This window comes from Streptomyces kronopolitis (assembly GCF_014646275.1).
In the GTDB taxonomy this organism is placed as follows: Bacteria; Actinomycetota; Actinomycetes; order Streptomycetales; family Streptomycetaceae; genus Streptomyces; species Streptomyces kronopolitis.
Map to the genome: position 1 here is coordinate 56,578 of NZ_BMND01000019.1, position 21,723 is coordinate 78,300.

19 protein-coding genes are annotated in these 21,723 nt (G+C 74.0%); 8 read left to right on the top strand and 11 right to left on the bottom strand.

The window, feature by feature from the left end:
• The first annotated feature begins 146 nt into the window (after nucleotides 1–146).
• Both IEY78_RS20625 and IEY78_RS20630 read left to right on the top strand, forming a co-directional pair.
• Nucleotides 147–1,157: a lytic polysaccharide monooxygenase gene (locus tag IEY78_RS20625; protein ID WP_189100391.1), complete on the top strand. Its 1,011-nt coding sequence runs from the start codon at nucleotides 147–149 to the stop codon at nucleotides 1,155–1,157.
• Nucleotides 1,158–1,356: 199 nt separating this feature from the next.
• Nucleotides 1,357–1,944, top strand: a complete 588-nt coding sequence (locus IEY78_RS20630) for a TetR/AcrR family transcriptional regulator (protein WP_189100393.1) — start codon at nucleotides 1,357–1,359, stop codon at nucleotides 1,942–1,944.
• 88 nt (nucleotides 1,945–2,032) lie between these two features.
• On the opposite strand, the gene IEY78_RS20635 is transcribed toward IEY78_RS20630, so the two are convergent.
• The gene (locus IEY78_RS20635) at nucleotides 2,033–2,884 is read right to left on the bottom strand and encodes an esterase/lipase family protein (protein WP_189100395.1); all 852 of its coding nucleotides are present in this window, start codon (nucleotides 2,882–2,884) and stop codon (nucleotides 2,033–2,035) included.
• Between the two features lie 392 nt (nucleotides 2,885–3,276).
• Here IEY78_RS20635 and IEY78_RS20640 point away from each other — a divergent pair, with 392 nt between their 5' ends.
• Nucleotides 3,277–3,960: a pyridoxamine 5'-phosphate oxidase family protein gene (locus IEY78_RS20640; RefSeq protein WP_373294200.1), complete on the top strand. Its 684-nt coding sequence runs from the start codon at nucleotides 3,277–3,279 to the stop codon at nucleotides 3,958–3,960.
• A 93-nt stretch (nucleotides 3,961–4,053) separates the two neighbouring features.
• Here IEY78_RS20640 and IEY78_RS20645 read toward each other — a convergent pair whose 3' ends face one another.
• Both IEY78_RS20645 and IEY78_RS20650 read right to left on the bottom strand, forming a co-directional pair.
• Nucleotides 4,054–5,157 (bottom strand): DNA polymerase Y family protein, encoded by a 1,104-nt coding sequence (locus IEY78_RS20645; RefSeq protein ID WP_189100397.1) that lies wholly within the window; start codon nucleotides 5,155–5,157, stop codon nucleotides 4,054–4,056.
• Nucleotides 5,154–8,783 carry a DNA polymerase III subunit alpha gene (locus tag IEY78_RS20650; RefSeq protein ID WP_189100399.1) on the bottom strand — a complete coding sequence of 1,210 codons (3,630 nt, stop codon included), beginning with the start codon at nucleotides 8,781–8,783 and terminating at the stop codon, nucleotides 5,154–5,156. Before IEY78_RS20650 ends, IEY78_RS20645 begins: the two co-directional genes overlap by 4 nt.
• Before the next feature lie 221 nt (nucleotides 8,784–9,004).
• Between IEY78_RS20650 and IEY78_RS20655 the strand changes: the two genes are divergently transcribed.
• Nucleotides 9,005–10,039, top strand: coding sequence for a DUF3533 domain-containing protein (locus IEY78_RS20655; RefSeq protein WP_189100401.1), 1,035 nt, complete (start codon nucleotides 9,005–9,007; stop codon nucleotides 10,037–10,039).
• Nucleotides 10,036–10,359 (top strand): nuclear transport factor 2 family protein, encoded by a 324-nt coding sequence (locus IEY78_RS20660; RefSeq protein WP_189100403.1) that lies wholly within the window; start codon nucleotides 10,036–10,038, stop codon nucleotides 10,357–10,359. The genes IEY78_RS20655 and IEY78_RS20660 overlap by 4 nt, the downstream gene beginning before the upstream one ends.
• A 54-nt stretch (nucleotides 10,360–10,413) precedes the next feature.
• Here IEY78_RS20660 and IEY78_RS20665 read toward each other — a convergent pair whose 3' ends face one another.
• Entirely contained in the window at nucleotides 10,414–11,184 is a 771-nt protein-coding gene (locus tag IEY78_RS20665) for an SDR family NAD(P)-dependent oxidoreductase (protein ID WP_189100404.1), read from the bottom strand.
• Between the two features lie 105 nt (nucleotides 11,185–11,289).
• Here IEY78_RS20665 and IEY78_RS20670 point away from each other — a divergent pair, with 105 nt between their 5' ends.
• Both IEY78_RS20670 and IEY78_RS20675 read left to right on the top strand, forming a co-directional pair.
• Nucleotides 11,290–12,048 (top strand): TetR/AcrR family transcriptional regulator, encoded by a 759-nt coding sequence (locus tag IEY78_RS20670; protein WP_189100406.1) that lies wholly within the window; start codon nucleotides 11,290–11,292, stop codon nucleotides 12,046–12,048.
• 402 nt (nucleotides 12,049–12,450) lie between these two features.
• Entirely contained in the window at nucleotides 12,451–12,891 is a 441-nt protein-coding gene (locus IEY78_RS20675; RefSeq protein ID WP_189100408.1) for a subtilase-type protease inhibitor, read from the top strand.
• Between the two features lie 89 nt (nucleotides 12,892–12,980).
• Here the strand turns inward: IEY78_RS20675 and IEY78_RS20680 are convergent, their stop codons facing one another.
• From IEY78_RS20680 to IEY78_RS20710, 7 genes are all read right to left on the bottom strand, one after another.
• The gene (locus IEY78_RS20680) at nucleotides 12,981–14,057 is read right to left on the bottom strand and encodes a S1 family peptidase (protein WP_189100410.1); all 1,077 of its coding nucleotides are present in this window, start codon (nucleotides 14,055–14,057) and stop codon (nucleotides 12,981–12,983) included.
• Nucleotides 14,058–14,515: 458 nt separating this feature from the next.
• Complete coding sequence (locus tag IEY78_RS20685) at nucleotides 14,516–15,460, bottom strand: slipin family protein (RefSeq protein ID WP_189100412.1); 945 nt, start codon at nucleotides 15,458–15,460, stop codon at nucleotides 14,516–14,518.
• Nucleotides 15,461–15,697: 237 nt separating this feature from the next.
• Nucleotides 15,698–16,606, bottom strand: a complete 909-nt coding sequence (locus IEY78_RS20690; RefSeq protein WP_189100414.1) for a S1 family peptidase — start codon at nucleotides 16,604–16,606, stop codon at nucleotides 15,698–15,700.
• A 318-nt stretch (nucleotides 16,607–16,924) separates the two neighbouring features.
• The gene (locus IEY78_RS20695; protein WP_189100416.1) at nucleotides 16,925–17,527 is read right to left on the bottom strand and encodes a GTP-binding protein; all 603 of its coding nucleotides are present in this window, start codon (nucleotides 17,525–17,527) and stop codon (nucleotides 16,925–16,927) included.
• Nucleotides 17,511–17,852, bottom strand: a complete 342-nt coding sequence (locus IEY78_RS20700; RefSeq protein WP_189100418.1) for a DUF742 domain-containing protein — start codon at nucleotides 17,850–17,852, stop codon at nucleotides 17,511–17,513. The genes IEY78_RS20695 and IEY78_RS20700 overlap by 17 nt, the downstream gene beginning before the upstream one ends.
• Complete coding sequence (locus IEY78_RS20705; RefSeq protein WP_189100420.1) at nucleotides 17,849–18,274, bottom strand: roadblock/LC7 domain-containing protein; 426 nt, start codon at nucleotides 18,272–18,274, stop codon at nucleotides 17,849–17,851. The genes IEY78_RS20700 and IEY78_RS20705 overlap by 4 nt, the downstream gene beginning before the upstream one ends.
• Complete coding sequence (locus IEY78_RS20710; protein ID WP_229700079.1) at nucleotides 18,271–20,778, bottom strand: sensor histidine kinase; 2,508 nt, start codon at nucleotides 20,776–20,778, stop codon at nucleotides 18,271–18,273. Before IEY78_RS20710 ends, IEY78_RS20705 begins: the two co-directional genes overlap by 4 nt.
• Nucleotides 20,779–21,175: 397 nt before the next feature.
• Between IEY78_RS20710 and IEY78_RS20715 the strand changes: the two genes are divergently transcribed.
• On the top strand, nucleotides 21,176–21,628 hold the full coding sequence (locus IEY78_RS20715) for a cell division protein SepF (protein WP_189100422.1): 453 nt from the start codon (nucleotides 21,176–21,178) through the stop codon (nucleotides 21,626–21,628).
• The last annotated feature ends 95 nt before the right edge of the window (nucleotides 21,629–21,723 follow it).

The following is a 21,723-nucleotide window of genomic DNA, read 5'->3' on the forward strand; positions in this document are numbered from 1 at the left end:
GTGCTTCTCGCAAGGCGGCGTTGCGAGGCGCCGGCACCGTTCACCGGGGGGCGGTGCCGTCGTGCGCATCCCGACCCCCCACCACTGGCGCCGCCCTTGCTCCCCCTGCCCCGGCTGGATGCCCACTGATGAAGGAGACCCCCACGATGACCGCTCGTCGTAAGGCCACCGGGATCGCGCTGGTCGGTGCCGCGCCGCTCGTGCTCACCGTGCTCGCCGCGAGCCCGGCCGCCGCGCACGGTTCGATGACGGATCCGGTGAGCCGGGTCTCGGCCTGCTACGCGGAGGGGCCGGAGAGCCCGCAGTCCGCGGCGTGCAAGGCCGCCGTGCGGGTCGGCGGGAGCCAGGCGCTCTACGACTGGAACGGGGTGCGGGACGGCGAGGCCGGCGGCAAGTCGAAGACCCGGATCCCGAACGGCAAGCTGTGCAGCGCCAACAACCCCGCGTACAAGGGCCTGGACCTGGCGCGGGCCGACTGGCCGTCCTCCCGTATGCGGGCCGGGACGCACACGTTCCACTACAAGGCCACCGCCCCGCACAAGGGCTCCTTCGAGCTGTACCTCACCAAGAAGGGCTACGACCCGGCCAAGCCGCTGAAGTGGTCCGACCTGGAGTCGAAGCCGTTCGTGAAGGTGACCGACCCGAAGCTGACCAACGGTGAGTACGTCTTCAGCGGGAAGGTGCCGGCGCGGTCCGGGCGCCACCTGATCTACAGCATCTGGCAGCGGTCGGACAGCCCGGAGGCGTTCTACACCTGCTCCGACGTCGTCTTCGGGAAGGGCGCGGCCGCCGGAGCCAGCGTGAAGTCCGCGCCCCTGGCCTCCGCGCCGACCGACAGCCAGATCGCGGCGGGCGCCGCGAAGTCGTCGATGGACATGAGCCACCACGACCACCAGGGCGCCGGTGCGGACGGCCACACCGGCACCGTGCGGTCGGCGAGCGCCGAGGACCCCGCGGTGGGCGGGGGCGCGGACGCCTCCGGCAACGCCCCGCGGCCCGACGGCGGCGCCCGTCCGGCCGGCACCCGGCAGCTGGCGGAGACCGGCGGTGACAGCTCCACCGCCCCGCTGGCCGCCACCGGCGCCGCCGTCGTGGCCCTGGGCGCCGGCGTGCTGATCGCCACCACCCGCCGCAAGGCCGCCCGGTCCCGCGGCTGACCTGCGCGGTTGACCGGCCACCCGGCCGATCGGTCCCGTGACGGTCCGCCCGTGACCGATCCGTCGGCCCGGAAGCCCGGGAGCGGCGCCGCCTCCCCGTCCGGTGAACGGGGAGGCGGCGCCGTTTCCGTCCCCCGTCCACCCGCTTCGGACCGTTTCGGAGGGGTATCTCCGGCATGTGGAGAGTACCCTCCAGAACATGGCCAGGCCCTCCCGCTTCGACACCCCGCGGCTGCTCGACGCCGCCGTGCGGCTGGCGGCCGACGCCGGGCCGTCGGGGGTCACCATGTCCGCGGTCGCGGCGGCCGTCGGCGCGCCCAGCGGCTCGCTCTACCACCGCTTCCCCGGCCGGTCCGCGCTGCTCGCCGAGGTGTGGCTGCGGACCGTCGAGGGCTTCCAGGAGGGCTACTTCGAGGCCCTGGAGTCGTCGGACGACCCCCTCTCGGGGGCCCGGGCCGCCGCCCGGCACGTCGTGGCGTGGAGCCGCACCCATCCCCGGGAGGCCGCGCTGCTGCTGTACGGGGCCCACGACTTCGGCCACGACGACTGGCCGGATGAGTACCTGCTGCGGGCCGAGGACGGGAACATGCAGGTCCGGGCCGCCATGGCGGCGCTCGCGGGGGCGCTGGGGATGCACGGCCGCCCCGCCCTGGACCGGGTGACGCTCGCGGTCATCGACCTCCCGCTGGCAGTGGTGCGCCGCCATCTGCGCGGCGGACACCCGCTGCCCCCGCACGCCGAGGACCTCGCCGAGCAGTGCACCACCGCCCTGCTGGCCGACGGCTGACGGCGGCGGCCCCGGGTACGCGGCCGGTCCGGTCCTCGCCGACACCGGTCCGGCCCCCTCGCCGACAGGGGGCCGGACCGGCTCCCGGTCAGCCCGAGGTGCAGGTCGTCCGGGTGGCGTGGGCCGGGTCGAGGGCGTTGGCCGTCTCGTGGAAGGCGACCCGGTCGAGGAGTCCGATGGCCACGTGCTCGGAGAGGTCGAGCGCGCACAGGTCCTGGAGCACGACGTTGTGCACATCGGGGCCGTCGAGGAACTGGGTCCGGTAGGGCGTGACGACCTCGTCGTAGCGGGTGGCGAGCACGGTGTAGTGGACCCCGGGGACGGTGTCGCCGCCCTCGTTGAGGCGGCGCAGGATGTCGGAGCCGGCGATCTGGTCGGTCAGGCCCGGGGTCGCCCTGTCGAGGTACTGCTTGGCACCGGGGAAGTACGGCAGCAGGCGGGTCAGCCCGTCCAGGTCGGTGCCGTGGTTGTCGGGGGCCAGCCCGACCAGCGTGTGCACCTTGTCCGCGCCGCCGTGGAACTTCAGGTACACCCGCGCCATCATGCCGCCCTGCGAGTGGCCGACGAGGTCGGCCTGCCGCGTCCCGGTGGCGGCCAGCACCCGGTCGACGAAGTCGGCGAGCTGCCCGGCGGAGGCGTCGACCGGGCCCAGCCCGTGGAAGAGCGGGACGCCGGGCAGCTGGCCGTAGTCCAGGGAGAAGACGCAGTAGCCGCGGGCCACCAAGTAGGGCGCCAGGCCCAGCCAGTTGTCGACGGAGTTGCCGAGGGTGCCGTGCACCAGGACCACCGGCCGCGGGTGGTCGGCGGAGGGCTTGCAGGAGTAGTTGTTCCAGCCGCTGCTGACGGTGGGGGCGTCGGCGGCGGCGGGCACGGTGGCGGCACCGAAGGCCAGGGCGAGGGCGGAGAGGCAGGTCAGCGCTCTTGACCAGCGCAGCTTCATACGATGCTCCTTGCGGGGTGAGGGGGACTCCGACGTGCTCGGTGAGTCGTTCACGCGATCCGGATCGCAAGGGCCAACGCAGTTGACTGACAAGTAAGTTACGGCCGGGTAAGCGAGATGTGCCAGCGGCGTGACGGTGAAGGAAGCGCCACACAATCCTCACCGGATGTCCGGGGTGCGCGGCGGCCGGACCGTGCTGCGCGCGGCGCGCGGCACGGCGCCTCTCCTGTCCCGCCGCCCGGGCGGCCGGTCGCGGTGCGTAACTGCGTTCGCCCCAGGTCCTGTTGGGCTCCGGCGGGACCGCGCGCCCGGTCCGGACGCGGACGGTCGATTGTCAGTGGCATCGCGTACATTCGGTGATGCCTTGACCGAGCGAGTGAGGGGAGACGCCGATGGGGACGGCGGAAGCGGCGGACACGGCTGGAGCGGCGGACGCGGCGGGGGCGGCGGACGCGGCCGGGCTGGTGGAGATCTCGTCGGCGGCGGAGCTGCGCGAACTGATCGGTGAGCCCTCCGCCCATGCCGCGCACAAGACCCGGCACCGCCTGCACGAACTCGACCGCCAGTGGCTGGCCCGCTCGCCGTTCTGCATGCTGGCCACCGCGGATGCGCAGGGCCGCTGCGACGTCTCCCCCAAGGGCGACCCCGCGGGCTTCACCCACGTCCTGGACGACACCACCCTCGTGATCCCCGACCGCCCCGGCAACAAGCGCATGGACGGCCTGATGAACGTCCTGGCCAATCCGTATGTCGGGCTGGACTACGTCCTTCCGGGGCGCTGTGACACCCTGCGCATCAACGGCCGTGCCCGGCTGCTGCGCGATGCCCCGTTCTTCGACGACCTGGTCGTCCGGGGCCACCGCCCGCGGCTGGCGCTGCTGGTGGAGGTCGAGGAGGTCTTCTACCACTGCTCCAAGGCGTTCTTGCGCTCGGAGCTGTGGAAGCCGGAGACCTGGGAGCCGGACGCCCTGCCGTCGCGGGCCCGGATAGTCAAGGGCGTCGAGGCCCAGGATCTGCCCCTGGAGGAGCTGGAGCGGCACTACGGCCCGCGGTACGCGGAGCGGCTGTACGGCTGAGCGACCGGGGCGGGTCCGGGCGCCGGGCCGGACGGCGGGCCGACGCCGGGTGCGGGGTGCATTGGGGCCGGTGAGTCACGAACGGCCGGTGGGTCACGGCCGGGTAGCACCGGGGCCGGAAGGTTTCGCGCCCCGGAGCGGGGGCGGGCGGCCGGCTCCGCCGAAGGCCGCCGCGGGTCGTACGCTCCCGTCCCCGAAGCGGGCCCTGGCCCGGTCGACGGCCGCCTCGATGCGGTGCGCCCGGTCGTCGGACGGGTCGAAGGACAGCTGGCGGGCGGCGAGTTCGGCGCGGCACAGGTCCTCCGCGCGCAGCGCCACCGACCGCACCCGCGCCCGCTGCAGCCCGAGCGCGGCGTGCAGCGCGTACGCCGCCTCGACCAGCGCGGGACCGTGCGCGGTCGGCCCGGCCAGCCGCCGGGTGCGGGTGGTGGTGGAGCGGTCGGCGTAGCGGACGGTGAGGGTGAGCGCGCGGGCCACCTGTCCGCTCGCCCGCATCCGGGCCCCGAGGCCGTCCGCGAGCGAGAGCAGCGCCCGCCGGCGGCGGTCCGGGTCCAACTCGTCGTGGGCGAAGCGGTGTTCCGCCGCCGCCGAGCGGGCCGCGGCGTTGGGGACCACCGGCGTCGGGTCGATGCCGCGGGCCCGCTCGTACACCACCCGGCCGGTCCGCGCGCCGAGGATCCGCTGGAGGGTCGCGGGCGGTGCGGCGGCGACCCGGCCGACGCTGTCGAGCCCGTAGGCGCACAGGGCGCGCGCGGCCGCCGGGCCGACACCGTGCAGCGCCGAGGCCGGCCGGCGGTCGAGGAACGCGGCGACGGCGGCGGCGTCATCGGGGACGACCCTGATCTCCCCCGGGGCCGCTCCCTGGGCCGCCATCCGGGCGAGCAGCGGGTTGACGGCGATCCCGATCGTGCACCGCACGCCGTGCCAGGCCAGCGCGCGCAGCCGCACCAGTTCGGCCAGGCCCGCCGCGTCCCGGTCGAAGTAGCGCAGCGCACCGCGGACGTCCGCCAGCGCGGCGTCCGGCGGCAGCGCCTCGATCACCGGCGTGAACTGTGCGAGCAGTTGCAGCAGTTGCGCGAAGCACCCGGCGCCCAGCGGGGTGCCGTCGGCGGTCCGGAAGCGGATGTGCAGCATGCCCGGCTGCCGCTCGGCGGGGACTGCCGCCGGGCCGGGTCCGGTGTCGGCGCCGGGGGTCATCCCGCGCTCCCGGGGCTGGAGTGCCACAACTTGCGTCCGGTGGCGGCGCGTTCCCCCGGGGGCTGGAGGTCGGCCCACGGGTGCAGCTCGTAGCCGGTCTCCAGCCGGATGGTGCGGCCCGGGGCGCCGGCCGGCTCGGCCTCCCCGCCCGCGCCGGACTCCCCGCCGGGCCCCCGGTCCGCCCCGGCCTCCCCGGTGTCCGCCCCGGATGCCCCGGACGCCCCGGACGCCCCGGCGGCTCCCCCGTCCGGCCGGGTCGCGAGCCGGGCGGCGACCGCCTCCAGCCCGCCCTCCTGGCGCAGTTCGGCCAGTTCGGCGAGGTTCCAGGCGGCGGCGCCGACCACGCTGAGGCTGCGCGGACCGCGCCGCTGGACCGTGCCGCGCACCAGCAGCAGCCAGGAGTGGAAGATCGTGTGCGCACAGGCCTCGTGGCTGTCGTCGAAGAAGGCGCAGTCGACCAGGCCCGTGCTGTCGTCGAGGGTGGTGAAGATGACCCGCCGGCCGGAGCGGATCGGTGGCGTCTGGGTGGCCGCCTTGGCGCCGGCGACCAGCACCGTCTCGCCGTGCCGGGCCTCCCTCAGCAGCCGGGCCGGCAGCGCCCCCAGCTCCGCGAGGAACTCCTGGTGGTCGGCCATCAGATGGCGGGAGGCGTCCATGCCGAGGACGCCCAGCTCGGCGCTGAGCCGTTCGACCTCGCCGAGGTCGGGCAGCCCCGCGGGCTCGACCGGATCGGCCGCCGCCCCCGGCTCCGCGTCCGCCCCGTCGAGGGCCCGGTCCGGCAGCGCCAGCTGGCCGCCGGACGCCTGCCGCCCGCGGTGGTGCAGCTCGGCGACGTGCAGCAGCAGATCCCGCCGGTTCGCGCCGAAGGCGTCCAACGCGCCCACCCGGGCGAGGCGTTCGGCCACCGGGCGACTCGGCCTGGCCCGCTGCCACAGGTCCTGGAGCGAGTGGTAGGGCTGCCCCGCCTCGATCCGCCGCGCCTCGGCCTCGCTCATGCCGTGCACATCGCAGAACGCGAGCCGCAGCCCCCAGACCGCGCCGGACCGGCCCCCGGAACCGCCGGGACCGACGGAACCCAACCCGGCACCGGACACCAGTTCGATTCGATGAGCGAGGGCCGAGCGGTTCACGTCCAGCGGCAGCACCGGCACCCCGCGCCGCCGCGCGTCCGCGAGCAGCAGCCGCTTCGGGTACATCCCGGGGTCATGGGTGAGCAGCCCGGCGTAGAAGGCCGCGGGGTGGTGCGCCTTGAGCCAGGCCGACTGGTAGGTGGGGACCGCGAAGGCCACCGCGTGCGCCTTGCAGAAGCCGTACGAGCCGAAGGCCTCGACGATCTCCCAGGTGCGGGCGATGACATCGGACGGATAGCCGCGCCGCCCGGCGCACTGCGCGAACCAGGCGCGGACCCGGCCCTGGAGTTCGGGGTGCGACAGGGCCCGCCGCTTCTCGTCCGCCTCGTCCCGCTGACAGCCCGTCATGATCCGCAGCAGCTCGATGATCTGCTCGTGGAACACCACCACCCCGTAGGTCTCGCGCAGCGGTTCCGCCAGGTCGGGGTGCGGATAGCGGATCGCCTTGCGGCCGTGCCGGGCCTCGATGAAGGGCCGCACCATATCGGCGGCGACCGGCCCCGGCCGGAAGAGGGAGATGTCGACGACCAGATCGTGGAAGGTGGCGGGCTGGAGCCTGCCGACCAGGTCGCGCTGGCCCGGCGACTCGATCTGGAAGCAGCCGAGGGTCTCGGTCGAGCGGATCAGCGTATACGTCGCCTCGTCTCCGGGCGGCACCTGCGCGGGGTCGTCGAGGTCGATCCGGCGTCCGGTGGCCCGGCCGATCTCGGCGACCGCGTGCGCCATCGCGGACTGCATCCGCACGCCCAGCACATCGAGCTTGAGCAGCCCCATCTCCTCCACGTCGTCCTTGTCGAACTGGGACATCGCGAAGTGCTCGCCGCTGGTGGGCACGGTGGGCGTGCGGTCCAGCAGGGTGGCGTCGGAGAGCAGCACCCCGCACGGGTGCATGGCGATCCCGCGCGGCAGCGCGTCCAGCGCCTCGACCAGCTGCCACAGCCGCTCGTCGCCGGCCTCCCGCACCCCGCGCAGCTCCGGCAGCTCGGCCAGCGCCGTCCGCGCGTCACGGGCGCGGATGTGCGGAAAGGCCTTGGCGAGGCGGTCCACCCGGGCCGGGTCCATGCCCAGCGCCGCGCCCACGTCCCGTACCGCGTGCCGCACCCGGTAGGTCTCGGGCATCGAGACCGTGGCGACCCGCTCCGCGCCGAACCGGTCGAAGATCGCGCGGTAGACCTCCAGCCGGCGGGCGGATTCCACGTCGATGTCGATGTCCGGCAGCGCCGCCCGCCGCTCGGACAGGAAGCGCTCCATCAGCAGCCCGTGGGCGACCGGGTCGGCGTGGGCGATGCCCAGGAGGTGGTTGACCAGGGACCCGGCGCCGGACCCCCGGGCCGCGACCCGGATCCCCCGCTCCTTGATGTCCGCCACGACCTGGGCGACCGTCAGGAAGTACGAGGGGAAGCCCAGTCGTTCGATCGTGCGCAGCTCGTCCTCCAGCCGCGCCCAGCGCGCACGGTCGCGGTCGTATCCGCGCAGCACCATCCCGGCGGCGCAGTGCGAGCGCAGCACCCGGGCGGCGGTGCGGTGCTCCGCGCCGACCAGCCGCGGCTCGGGGAAGTGGACCCGGCCGAGCCCGATGTCGTCCTGCGGATCGACCAGGCACTCGCCGGCGGTCTCCTCGGTCATGGCGAGCAGCCGGTGGGCGAGGTCGCGCCGGAAGCCGGCGGCCTCGGCGATCCGCCCGGCGGTGCGGCGCATCGCGGCGGCGTCCTTGAGCCAGCGCTCCCCGCCGTCCCAGGTCTCGGGCCGGCGCCGGTCCACCGGCACCAGGCGGCGGGCGGAGTCCAGGACGTCGGCGACCGGGCCCTGGCCGGGGTCGGCATAGCGGACCGCGTTGGTCAGGACGGCGCGGATGCCCTGGTCGACGGCGAAGCCGAGGGTGCGGGCGGCCAGCCGTGCCGAGCCGGGTCCGCTGCCGGACCGCCCGTGGTCGACGACCTCCAGGCGCAGCCCCTCGCCGTACAGCTCCCGCCAGGGCGCGACGAGCCGGGCGGCGCGGTCCGGGCGGCCGGCGGCCAGCGCCCGGCCGACCTCGGAGTCCGGTCCGAGCAGCACGGTCAGCCCGTCCGCGGCGGCTTCCAGGGAGCTCCACGCGAGGACGGGCCGCTCGGCCGCGCCCGCGTGGGCGGCCGAGACCAGCCGGCACAGGGCGGCCCAGCCGGCCGCGCCGTCGCGGGCCAGGAAGACGGCGCGGGCGGCGGACTCGTCGAGGAAGGCGCCGCCGCGCACCGGGGTGCGCCGCCGCACGGCGGGGTTGCCGGCCGGGGGGTCCACCACGTGCTCCGCCACGGCGAGTTCGCTGCCGAACAGCGGGCGGACTCCCGCCTCGGCGGCGGCCTTGGCGAACCGCACGGCCCCGGAGAGCCCGTCCCGGTCGGTCAGCGCGAGGGCGTCCATGCCGCGTTCGGCGGCGCGCTCGGCGAGGCGCTCCGGGTGGGAGGCGCCGTAGCGCAGGGAGAAGCCCGAAGCGGTGTGCAGATGCGTGAACCCTGGCATCCGCACCTCCCGCGCCTCATCCGCCCCGACCGACCCTGTGTCCCCCGCTCCTCTCCTCCACCATACCCGTCCATCGAACATTCGTACGAAGAGACGCCGAAGATCACCGCCCCACCCGTCCGCCGATCGGCCCCACCCGCTCTGCACGGCCCCCGCGCCGCCCGGAAGATAGGGGGACAAAAGCACCGGACCGCCCGCCGCGAGGTGGCAGGGAGCGCTACATGGCCACGACGGACGACGGCACCCGCACCACCTTCCTCACGGAGGTGAAGAGCGCGGTGACCCCGCGCGCCTCGCTGCTGGTGCTCGGCGTGCTGGGGCTGATGACCGCGTTCATCACGTCGTACACCGGCGCCTTCCACCACCCCCGGCCGACCGACGTACCGCTCGCCGTGGTCGCCCCCGCGCCGGCCGGCGGACAGCTGGTGCACTCCCTGGACCGGCTGCCCGGCTCCCCCCTGGACCCGCGCGCGGCGCCCACCGAACGGCAGGCGCGGCAGCGGATCGCGGACCGGGAGGTCGCCGGGGCCCTGATCGTCGACCCGCGCGGCGGCACCGACCGGCTGCTGGTCGCCGGCGGCGGTGGCACCTCCCTGGCCCAGGCGCTCGAACAGGTCGTCCGCCCGGTGGAGAAGGCCCGGCACCGCACCGTCCGCACGGTGGACGTGCGCCCGGTCGCACCGGGCGACGGCCGCAGCCTGTCGGCCTTCTACCTCGTCGTCGGCTGGTGCGTCGGCGGCTATCTGTGCGCCGCGATCCTGGCGATCAGCGCCGGGGCGCGCCCCTCCAACGGGCACCGGGCGGTCATCCGGCTGGCCGCGCTGGCGGTGTACGCGATCGCCGCCGGGCTGGCCGGCGCGGTCGTCGTCGGGCCGGTCCTCGACGCCCTGCCCGGCACGTTCTTCGGGCTGTGGGGGCTGGGCGCCCTGGTCGTCTTCGCGGTGGGTGCCACCACCCTGGCCTGCCAGGCCCTGCTGGGCATCCTCGGCATCGGCCTGGCGATCCTGCTGATCGTCATCCTGGGCAACCCGAGCGCGGGCGGCGCCTACCCCTACCCCCTGCTGCCCCCGTTCTGGCGCGCCATCGGCCCCGCCCTGCCGCCGGGTGCGGGCACCTGGGCGGCACGCTCCCTCGCCTACTTCCGGGGCAGCGCCCTCACCGGCCCGCTCCTGGTGCTCTCCGCCTGGGCGGTGGGCGGCACCCTGCTCACCCTGGCCCTGTCGGTCTTCCGCACGAAGGATGTGACCCCCGCATGACCATCTCCGCCGGCCGGCTGTCCCACCCCGCGGTCCGTGCCCTGGTCACGGCCCTCAACAACCATGACGAGCAGGCGTTCTTCGACGCCCTGACCGCCGACGCCACGATGTCCGACGACGGGGCCGACCGGGACCTGCGGGAGTGGTGCGACCGGGAGGTCTTCGCCACCCGCGGCCACCTGGACGTGCGCTCCGAGTCGGACCACGGGCTGTCCCTCGTCGCCGACTACCGCAACGACACCTGGGGCGAGATGCGGACGCGCTGGAGGTTCACGGTGGCGGACGGCAAGGTCAGCCGCTTCGAGACCGGGCAGGCGTGAGGCCCGCTCCCCCGCCCGCGGGCACGTGAGGCCGCCTCGCCCGCCCGCGGCGGCTCACATGTGCGTGCCGCCGTCGATCCGGATCTCCGTGCCGGTGATGAAGGCGCCGTCCTGCGAGGCGAGCATCGCGATCACGCCCGCGACCGTCTCCGGGGCCGCGAAGCCCTCGCCGAGGGCCGGGGTGAGCTTGGCGAAGAGGGACATGTCGGCGTCGTCGGGCAGCCCCGGGCCGCGTCCGTGGGTCATCCCGCTGGCGATCGAGCCCGGCGCCACGCACACCGCGCGCAGCCCCTGCTTGCTGTACTCGGCGGCGATGGCGTGCGTCATGGACTGGACGCCGCCCTTGCTCGCCGCGTAGGCCGCCATGTACGGGTGCGCGAACGCGGCGGACGTGGAGCTGAAGTTGACCACGACCGGCGAGCGGCCCTCCAGGAGGGCGGGCAGCGCCTCGCGGGTCATCAGGAACGTACCGGTCAGATTGATCGAGATGATCTTGTTGAAGAGGTCCAGGCCGGTCTCGTGGGTGTGCGCGGAACGCAGGATGCCGGCCGCGTTGACCAGGACGTCCAGGCCGCCGAGGCCGGCGACCGCGGCGGCGACGCCGGAGCGGACCGCCGCCTCGTCGGCTATGTCCAGCACCGCCGTCTCCAGCCGCCCGCCCGTCCCGTCCTCGGCGGCGCGGGCGGCGGTGCCCCGCAGCCCCTCCGCGTCGATGTCCGCGGCGACCACCCGGGCGCCCTCGGCGAGGAGCCGGTGGACGGTGGCCCGCCCGATGCCCGAACCGGCTCCGGTGATCAGGGCACGGCGTCCGTCAAAGCGATCCATGGTCCAGCTCCGTTCTCGGGATTCTCCGGCACGCTAACTCCGAAGTGGCACATTGTGCCAATGTCACATGGTGTGCCGTTACGGCACGACACGTAGGCTGCCCCCATGCCCTCGGTGTCCGAACCCGCCCCGCTTCCCCGCCCCTCGCTCACCGCACGACGCAAGGCCGAGACCCGGCTGGAGATCGCCCGGACCGCGGCCGCGCTGTTCGCGGAGCGTGGCGCCGCCGTCACCGCCGACGAGATCGCACGCGCCTCGGGCGTCGCGCTGCGCACCTTCTACCGCTACTTCCGCACCAAGGAGGAGGCGGTGGTGCCGCTGCTCGCCGGCGGGGTGCGGGAGTGGGTCGACGAGCTGACGGCGGCGCCGGCCGCCCCGGACGCGCCCCCCGTGTGCGAGGTGCTGGAGCGGGCGGCCCGCCGGGCGCTGACCCCCGCGGACGCGCCGGCCGCCGAGTCGCTGCGCCTGACCCGCGGGCTGCTGCGGGCGATGCCGGGCGACCCGGCGCTGCGCGCGGTCTGGCACCGGGTGCACCACGACGCCGAGGAGGCGCTGGTGCCGGTCCTGGAGCGGCTGACCGGCGCCGGGCCGCTGGAGGTACGGCTGGCCGCGGCGGCCGCGAACAGCGCGCTGCGGGTCGCCGTCGAGCAGTGGGCGGCGGGCGACGAGCCGCCGGACGGGCCCCGGGGCCCGGCGGCACTGGTGGCGCGGAGCATGCGGGCGCTGACGGCCGGTATGCCGGAGCTGACCGGGGTACACGGACGGGCGGGGACCCGCGGACGGGGAGCGAACGAGACGTCCGGCCGCACGGCGCGGGGGCGGCGCGGCGACGGGCCGGCGGGCACCGGGAAACCGGGCCGGTAGCGCTTCGAGGAAGGCCCGACGGCGGGCCGGTAAGGCGGGCAGCGGCGGTCCGGCTCTTACCTCGGCGGGCGCCCGGCACCGCTCGGAGGGACCCTCCGGCCCCCCTCTTCGGCCAATCGCCGGAGATCGAAACCCGCCCGAACGGCCGGTCGGTGGCCGGATCCCGGCACACCGGAGCGCGCCGCCGCTTGCCGGAAGCATGACGAACGGGGCAACCCCGCTGGCCGCACGGCACTCCGACCCACCCGTGCCGCATCTACTCCGGCCGGTTCGCGCCATTACCCTCAGCTTTCGAGTAACGACTCAAAGTGAACGCTTCAAGCGCACTCAAGGTGCTTTCGGGGTGCGGTTGGGCCAGACTCCCGTCCGGTATCTGCACCTTCGAGATAGGGAGTGTTCGTCATGCGGTACATCACTGGGGCGGTCGCGCTCGGCGCGGCACTGGTTCTGGGCACCCTGGCCACCACGGCGCAGGCCGTGGCCGCCCCGGCGCAGCCCGCGCGGACCGGTGGCCTGTACGCCCCGAGTGAACTGGTGCTGACGATGGGCCAGGGCGACAGCCGTGCGACCGCCACGGTGCAGCGTGCGGTGACGCTCACCTGCATGCCGAAGTCCGGCGGCAGCCACCCGAACGCGATAGCCGCCTGCGACCAACTGCGCACGGTGGCCGGCGACTTCAGCGCGGTGACCGCCGCGCCGTCACAGCGGCTGTGTACCAAGGAGTGGGCTCCCGTCGTGGTCACCGCGGACGGCGTCTGGCAGGGCAAGCGGGTGTCGTACACCTACACCTTCGCCAACCCCTGCACGATGACCGACGGCCGCGGTTCGGTCTTCGACTTCTGACCGGACCGTTCGCGATCCCCGGGCACCGGACGGCGGTGCCCGGGGATCGCCATGTCCGGCAGGTCAGGGCCTCCCGGACCGCGGAGCGGTCAGCCGATCTCCGCGCCGTAGGCCTTCAGGGCCTCCGGCACCGGCTGGAAGAAGGTCTCGCCGCCCTTGGTGCAGTCGCCGCTGCCGCCGGAGGTGAGGCCGATCGCGGCGTCCCCGTCGAAGAGCGCGCCGCCGCTGTCGCCGGGCTCGGCGCAGACATCGGTCTGGATCAGACCGGTGACCGTGCCCTCCTGGTAGTTGACGCTGGTGTTCAGCGCCTTGACGGTGCCGCCGTGCACCTGGGTGGTGCTGCCGCTGCGCTGCACCTTCTCACCGACGGTGGCCTCCGCGGCCTTGGTGATCTTCTGCGTGCTGCCGTCGTAGAGGTCGACCTCGCTGGGGTGCGGGGTGTCGCCGGTGTACTTGGCGAGGGAGAAGTCGTGGCCCGGGAAGGTCGATTCCTCGGTGGTCGCGATCGCCGAGCCGCCCTGCTGGTCGGACCAGCTCTTGATCTCGTTGCCGCAGTGGCCGGCCGTCAGGAAGTACGGCTTGCCGTCCTTGACCACGTTGAAGCCGAGCGAGCAGCGGGCACCGCTGCCCCAGATCGCGTCGCCGCCGCCGATGAAGGGCTTGAACTCTCCCTTGCTGCGCTGCACCTCGACCTTGTCCCCGAGGCTCTTGGCGACCTCGGTGAGCCGGTCCAGCTTGGCGCCCTTGACCGTGCGGTCGGCGGTCACCACGACCTTGTTGCTCTGCGGGTCGATCCCCCAGGACGTACCGGGGATGGTCGCCTTCGCCTTCAGGGTCTGCCGGGCCGAGTCGAGCTGGGCGAAGGTGTGCTTGACGAATCTGGCTTCCGCCCCCTTCGCCCGCGCCGCTCTGGCCTGTGCCTGGTTCACGACGTTGACCACCAGCTTCTTGGCCTTGGCGTCGTAGAACGCACCCGCGGTATCCGTCTTGAGGTGGGAGGCGAGGGTGGTCGCCGCGGCGGAGGTCAGCTTCGCGAGGGCGGGGGTGGCGGGCGGCGCCGGGGTGGCGTTGGCGTTGGCCAGGGTCACGGTGGCGGTGGCGGCGAGGGCGAGCGCGCCCGCTCCCGCGATCACGGCGCGGCGGTGGGGTATGCGACGGTGCTTCAACTCGGGGCCTTCCGTGGGGGGGAAGAGCCCGGAAACCGTGGGGAGTTGCCCGGGCCCGGAGAGTGTGGGATGGACACACGGACGGTCCCCCCGGGATTGCCGCACCCCTGGAAGCCGCGTCCATGCCGACGTGTGCGCGGCCGAGTATCCCCATCGGCCTCACTCGTGCACAAGACCGAGTACCGGTCTCACATACGGGAGTTCACCATTTCGCCACACGGCGGTCACACCTGTGTCCGCGCCCCTCAATGCGGAGTGCGGACATCAGCGGGCGTCCGGAAGCTCGGCGGCCTCGCCACGTGTGAGGACTATAGCTGGCCGGAAACCGCCGACCGGAAGCCGCCCCCGGACCGCGGAAGGCCGCCGTACACACCCGCATCAACAGGCATATACGGCGGCCAACGGGACATCAGGCCTTCGTGAGGCGGACCCCTCCACCCCTGCGGCAGGGTCTCCCCCTACGGCAGATCCTCCGGCCGGCCCGGCAGGTCCTCCGCCTCCGGGAGGTCCTCCAGCTCCGGCAGCCGCTCGCCCTCCGCCTCGCCCTCCACGGCCGCGGGCGAGTCGTCGGCCACCTCGGGGGCGGCCGGGCGCCGCGCGCGCCCGCGCACGGCCTCGGCGGCCGCGGTCTCCGCCTGTGCCTGCAGCCCGGAGCGCTCCAGGAACCGCAGCAGTTCGACCGGGAAAGGCAGGACAAGGGTGGAATTCTTCTCGGCGGCGACGGCCACCACGGTCTGCAGCAGCCGCAGTTGCAGGGCCGCGGGCTGGTCGGACATCGCCTCGGCCGCCTCGGCCAGCTTCTTCGAGGCCTGGAGTTCGGCATCGGCGTTGATCACCCGGGCGCGCCGGTCTCGGGTCGCCTCCGCCTGGCGGGCCATCGAGCGCTTCATCGTCTCGGGCAGGGAGACGTCCTTGATCTCCACCCGGTCGACGGTCACGCCCCAGCCGATGGCCGGGCTGTCCATCATCAGCTCCAGGCCCTGGTTGAGCTTCTCCCGGTTCGACAGCAGATCGTCCAGTTCACTCTTGCCGATGATCGACCGCAGCGAGGTCTGCGCCATCTGCGAGACCGCGAAGCGGTAGTCCTCGACCCGGATGACCGCGTCGGCGGCGTCCACGACCTTGAAATAGACGACCGCGTCGACCCGCACGGTGACGTTGTCCCGGGTGATGCCCTCCTGGGCGGGCACCGGCATCGTGATGATCTGCATGTTGACCTTGCGCATGCGGTCGACGAACGGAACGATCATGGTGAAGCCGGGTCCGCGCACCTCCGAGGCCAGCCGCCCCAGCCGGAGCACCACCCCGCGCTCGTACTGCTTGACCACCCGCGCCGCCGCGGCGAGGTACACCGCGCCCACCGAGGCCAGCGCCACCCCGGTCGCCACCAGTTCTCCGACCATCACGGCTCCCTGACGTGTGCCCTGCGCCATGCGAATCGCCTTATTTACCATGGTATGCCCGGCTTGGAGGGGCGGTCGAGGCTCGCGCGCGGCAGGGCAGGGCGGGGCGGGGCCCCTGTCCGCCGGCGGACAGGGGCCGACGTGCCGCGGACCGCCGGAACCGGCTCCGGCGGTCCATGGCGCGTCCGTCCCCGCGGGCCGGGGCCCACGGCCCGCGGGGACCTCAGCCGGCCGGCGTCAGTAGACGCTCACGCCGTAGGCGCTCAGCGCCTCGGTGACGGGCTGGAAGAACGTGGTGCCGCCAGACGTGCAGTCGCCGCTGCCGCCGGAGGTCAGGCCGAGGGCCTTGGTCCCGGAGTAGAGCGGCCCGCCGCTGTCGCCGGGCTCGGCGCAGACGGTGGTCTGGATGAGTCCGGAGACGATGTCACCGCTGCCGTAGTTGACGGTGGCGTTCAGCGCGGTGACCTTGCCGCTGTGGATGCCGGTGGTCGAGCCGCGGCGGGTGACCGTCTGGCCGACGGTGGGAGTGCCGGCGCTGGTGATGTCCTGGCTGCCGACCGTCCCGGGGTGCGCCAGGGAGCTGTTGGTGTACTTCACGATGCCGTAGTCGTTGCCCGGGAAGCTGGAGCCGGTGGTCGGGCCGATGCTGGTGGAGTCCGAGGAGTTGGTGTACCAGGGCGGGCTGCCCTCGGTGCAGTGACCGGCGGTCAGGAAGTAGTAGGTGCTGCCGCTGCGGACGTTGAAGCCCAGCGAGCAGCGCCAGCTGGGGGTGTAGATGGCATCGCCGCCGCCGATGAACTTGCGGAAGGTGCCCTGGATGCGGTCGATGCGGACCGCGGCGGCGTTGCTGCCGGCGGCCCGCTCGATCTTGGCGATCCCGGCCGGGGAGACCGTACGGTCGGCGGTGACGACCAGGGTGTGGGTGGCGCTGTCGACGCGCCAGGCGGTGCCGGCGACATCGGCCGCACGGACCGCGCTTCCGGCGGCGCCGAGCTGGGCGGCGCTGAACGTCTTCGCGGGTGCGGGGTTCTGGGCGCTGGCGGTGGGGACGGCGATGGCGCCGACGGCCACCAGTCCGGACGCCACGGCGATCAGCCGGGTACGTCTCGCCACGCCGTTGTGGGGGTTGGTGCGCGCGTTCCTCACTGATTCCTCCGAGGGGGATCGGGGGGCCGCCGGTGGGCAGCCCGTGAGGCGCAGCCGAGGGGCAGGCCGGAATCCGCACGTCCCTTTTCGGCGTGCCCCTGACAAGCGCTGAGCTGGAGTGTCCGGCGCACCGCCCGCCCTGCGCAAGAGGCATGACACCCACGACTTGCGACCGTCACACGGCCGACATCCCACCGGGGCCCGCAACACCGGCTCCCGGCAGTCCCGTTGACGGGACCCGGGACGACACCAACCGGGGTGCGGGGCAGCGGTCCGGCCGGGTGCGGGGCGGGCGGTCCGGCCGCCCGCCCCTGCCCGTCAGCGGGCGAGCGCCCCCGCCCGCGCCGGGCCGGCGGCCGTGTGCCGCCGCACGACCTCGTCCATCAGCGCGGCCAGCACCTCGCGCACGGACCGGCGCCCGCGCGCGTCGCAGACCAGCGCCGGGACCGCCGGGTCGATGCCCAGCGCCTCACGGACCTCGTCCAGCTCGAAGTGCCGGGCGCCGTCGAAGCGGTTGACCGCCAGCACGAACGGGGTGCCGCGCTCCTCGAAGTAGTCCAGCGCCGGGAACGAGTCCTCGATCCGCCGGGTGTCGACCAGCACGACCGAGCCCAGCGCGCCCTCGACCAGGTCGTCCCAGAGGAAGGAGAAGCGGTCCTGGCCCGGGGTGCCGAAGACGTAGAGCACCAGGGTGGGATCGAGCGTGATCCGCCCGAAGTCCAGCGCGACCGTCGTGGTGGTCTTGTCCTCCACCCCGGCCAGCGAGTCCACTCCGACGGAGACCTGGGTGATGGCGGCCTCGGTGTCCAGCGGTTCGATCTCGGAGATCGCGCCGATGAACGTCGTCTTGCCGACGCCGAGACCACCGCTGATCACGATCTTCACGGCGAGCGGTGCGGCTTTGTCAGAGCGCCCTGACATGGTCCCTGATCCTCTCCAGGACATGGAGCGGCAGCTCCTTGGGTTGTTGGCACACCAGCAGTCCGGCGACGACCAGATCGGCGATGAGCACCTTGGCCACGCCCAGCGGCACCCCGGTCTTCTGCGCGACCTCGGCCACCATCGTCGGCCGGGCGCACAGCGCCACGATCCGGCGGCGCTCGAACTCCAGGCCCGCGAGCGACGCGTCGGGCCCGGCGACCACCAGCGTCTCCAGGCGCAGCCCGTCGTGCATCGGCTCGGACCGGCCGCCGGTCATGATGAACGGCCGGACGAACAGCTCCTCCGCGTCGGCTTCCTCGCTCATCGCGGCAGGCCCTGCCGCAGATCGGCGATCAGCGCCGGGTTGAGCAGATCCCCGGCCCGCTCGGCCAGCACCGCCATCTCGTAGCCGACCAGGCCGAGTTCGCCGGTGCTGTCGGCGAGCACGCCCAGGCAGCTGCCGTCCCGGATCGCCGAGACCAGCAGGAAGCCGCGGCCCATCTCGATCATGATGAGTTTGACGCCGTCGAACTCGTAGCGGCGCGAGGCGCTGCGCGCCAGGCTCGACAGGCCCGAGACCACCGCCGCCAGATGGTCGGCGTCGGTGCGGCCCAGACCGTCGGAGACCGCGATCAGCAGCCCGTCCGAGGAGACGGCCACCGCGTCGCGCACCCCGTCCGTCTTGCGGACGAAGCTGGCCAGCAGCCAGTTGAAGGTCTGTGAATCGCTGTGGAGATCGACGCTCACTTCTCGTCACCCTTCGTCGCCGTCCCGGCCGCCTCCGGCCGGGTGTCCTGCCCGCTGTCCCGGTCGCCTTCCCGCGCGGGCCCGGCCGCGCCCGCCGCCTGCTCCTTCTCCTGCTCCTTCTCGCGCTCCTTCTCCACGCTGATCCCGCCGCGCATATGGGCGCTGCGGAGCGTGGCGAGCAGGCCGGACACCTCGTCCGGGCTGCGGTCCGGAGTGGGGGCGGCCTGCTGCTGCCAGCGCGGGGCGGCCGCCTCGTTCACCGCCGACTGGATGGCGCTGCGCCGGGCGCGCTTGACCAGCCCGTTACGGGTGCGGGACCCGGCCGAGCCACGGGCCGCGGCCGGGCTCGCTTCGGTGGACTCCCGCGACGCGCGCGGGTGCGGCAGCGCCTCGGAAGCCCGGTCGTCCGCGGCGGGTCCGGCCGCCGGATGCGGCTCGGCGGGGGCGCCGGCCGCGTCGTGCCGCTCGGCTTCGCCGTCCGCGCGGGGCCCGGCAGCCGGCCGGCTCTTCTCCGGCTTCGCGGTCCGCTCCTCGTCGCGTGTGCCGGGAGTGTCCGCCGCGTCCGCCGCGGCGGACGGCTCGGTGATCAGGCTGCCCGGGACGAGCACCCGGGCGACCGTGCCGGCGGCCGGCGCCTCGCCGAGCCGGACCTCGATGCCGCATCTGCGGGCCAGCGCGCCGACCACGAAGTGCCCCAGGAAACGGGTCGGTTCGGCCATGAAGCCGGCCATGCCGGAGAGCCGGACGTTGGCCTCGGCCATCGCCGGGGCGGTCATGCCGGTGCCGTGGTCGACGATCGCGATGAGGTAGCCGGCGCTGGTGCGGCGGCCCTCGACCTCCACCTCGGTGTCCGGGGGCGAGAAGCTCAGCGCGTTCTCGACGAGTTCGGCCAGCAGGTGGGCGATCTCGGAGGCCACCGCGCCGCTGAGGAAGCCGGCGTCGACCCGGCGCAGGGTGACCCGGCGGTACTCCTCCACCTCGGAGAGCGCCGCCCGGATCACGTCGGTGACGGACAGCGGGGTGGCCGAGGTGCGCGGGCTGGCCTCGCCGGCGAGCACCAGCAGGCTCTCGGCGTTCCGCCGCATCCGGGTGGCGAGGTGGTCCAGCTCGAAGAGGTTGGCCAGCGTCCCCGGGTCGGCGTCCTCGTGCTCCAGCCGGTTGATGAAGCTGATCTGACGCCGCACCAGGTTCTGGTTGCGGCGGCCGAGGTTGACCAGCGACTCGGTGGCGTTGCGGCGCAGTACGGCCTGCTCGGTGGCCAGGTCGTAGGCCACCTTCTGCACCTGGTCGAAGGCGTCGGCCAGCTGCTGGACCTCGGTGCCCGCACCCCGCGGGACGGTCAGCGGGCCGGGCGGCTCGGGCGAGCCGTCCCCGGACTGCACCCGGGCGACGGCGTCGGGCAGCCGGCCGCCGGCGACCTCGCGGGCCTGGCGGGTGAGGGAGCCGAGCGGCCCGGAGACCGAGCGGGCGGCGCCGACGGCCAGCGCGCCCAGGGCCAGCACCGAGCCGAGGGCCAGCAGCCCGAAGAGCACCAGGGTCCGGGTGGCCTCGTCCTGCAGCACCGAGGCGCGGTCCGTGATGTCCCGGCCCAGGGCGATCTGGACGGTGCGCAGGCCGTTGATGGTGGCGGTCGCCGCGTCGTACCAGGCGGTCGGCGGCACCGTCGCGGGCGCCGGCATCGCGCCGCGCCCCTCGACGATGACCTTCTCGTAGCCGAAGAGCCGCCGGGCGACCGGGGTCGAGAGCGCCTCGTCCACCTCGCGCCGCTGCTTCGCGGAGGCCCACGCGGGATACGAGTCCAGGGCCGCCGGCCGCCCGGAGCGGGCGGTCATGAAGCGGGTGTAGTCCTCGCCGTGGAACCGCCGCGCGTGCAGCGAGCCGAGCACGACGGCCCGCTCCTGGCCGGTGAACTCCTTTGCCGTGCCGAGGACTTGCAGCGCCTGGTAGTCGGCGCGCAGCTCGCCGTCGCGGACCTGGACCAGCCCGAGCCCGAGCCGGTTCAGGGCGACATCGGTCTCGGTGAAGTAGTCGTAGGTGCGCTCGACCTTGCCGGAGCCGCGGTCGGCGGCGGCGCGGATGTCCCGCAGGGCGTTGACCCGGACCAGGGCGGCGCGCACGGCGCCGGCGGCGCTGTCGTGGCGGCCGGCGAGCGCGTGGCCGACGGTGCGGCGCGCGGCGTCGGTGAGCGTGCGCTGGGCCAGCATCCGGTCGTGGAACTCCCGGATGCCGCCGACATAGCCGGTGGTCAGGCCGCGTTCCTTCTGGTGCTCGTGGATGAAGCCCTGGAGGGCGTCGGAGAGCCGGGCGTCGGCCGCGGTGGTGCCGGCGTTCTCGTAGTCGCCCAGCTGCCGCTCCGCGGAGAAGCCCAGCAGGGCCAGGAGTATCGCGAGGGAGACGGCCAGGATGCGGATGAGCTTGGCGCGGAGGGTGCGCGGCGCCACGACGGTGTCCGTCAGCGTCCGCAGGAGGCGCCGGTAGCCGGCGCGGGTGGTCTGAGATTCCACGTAGAGAACTTTCGAGGGAAGTTGATGCGGTGCGCAGATCGCGATCTGCTGCCGTGTCAACGACCCCCGGATGGGCCAGTCACCCGATCATCGTCCTATTTCCCGGTGGTGCGCCGGCGCCTTTGGCATTTGCCCTGGTCCCGTGCACGAACCTACCCAGAGGTCCGCTCCGCCTTTCACCGGCCACTTTTCGGTATCGGGCCGGTAAAATACCGACCGTCACGTTCTTCATACTGTCAGTTTCCTTATGGGGCGCGTAAGCTGATGCCGCGCCACCCTCTTTGCACCAGATGTGTCACGAACCCCCCGTGCGGCGGCTATCCACTTGGCACACCCTCCGCCTCATGGACGACGATAGGGGCGGACACGCAGAGACCGCGGGTGAGAGGAGGCGTCAATGGGATCGGTGCGCAAGGCGAGTGCCTGGCTTGGCCTCGTCGACGACAGTGATGACGAGCGCTACTACGACGACGACTACGCCGAGGGACCCGATGCCGGCGACTCGGGGGAGAACCACCCGTGGGTCACCGACCCCCGGGTCCGGGTGGCCGATGAGGCCGCCCAGGACCAGGGCACCCGCATCGCCACGGTCTCCCCGGAGAGCTTCCGCGACGCCCGCGGTATCGGCGAGCTGTTCCGGGACGGCGTCCCGGTCATCGTCAACCTGACGGCCATGGAGTCCGCCGACGCCAAGCGGGTGGTGGACTTCGCGGCCGGGCTGACCTTCGGTCTGCGCGGTTCGATCGAGCGGGTCGCGACCCGGGTGTTCCTGCTGACCCCCGCCGACTACAAGGTGCTCAGCGGCGAGGCCCGCGGCCACCGCAACGGCGGCTTCTTCAACCAGAGTTGAGCGGACCCGGGCCCGCGCACGGGCCCGGCGACCACGGTGGCCGCCGCCGGCGTGTCCCGGCCCACGAGGGCCGGGCGGCGGCCACCCGCCCCACC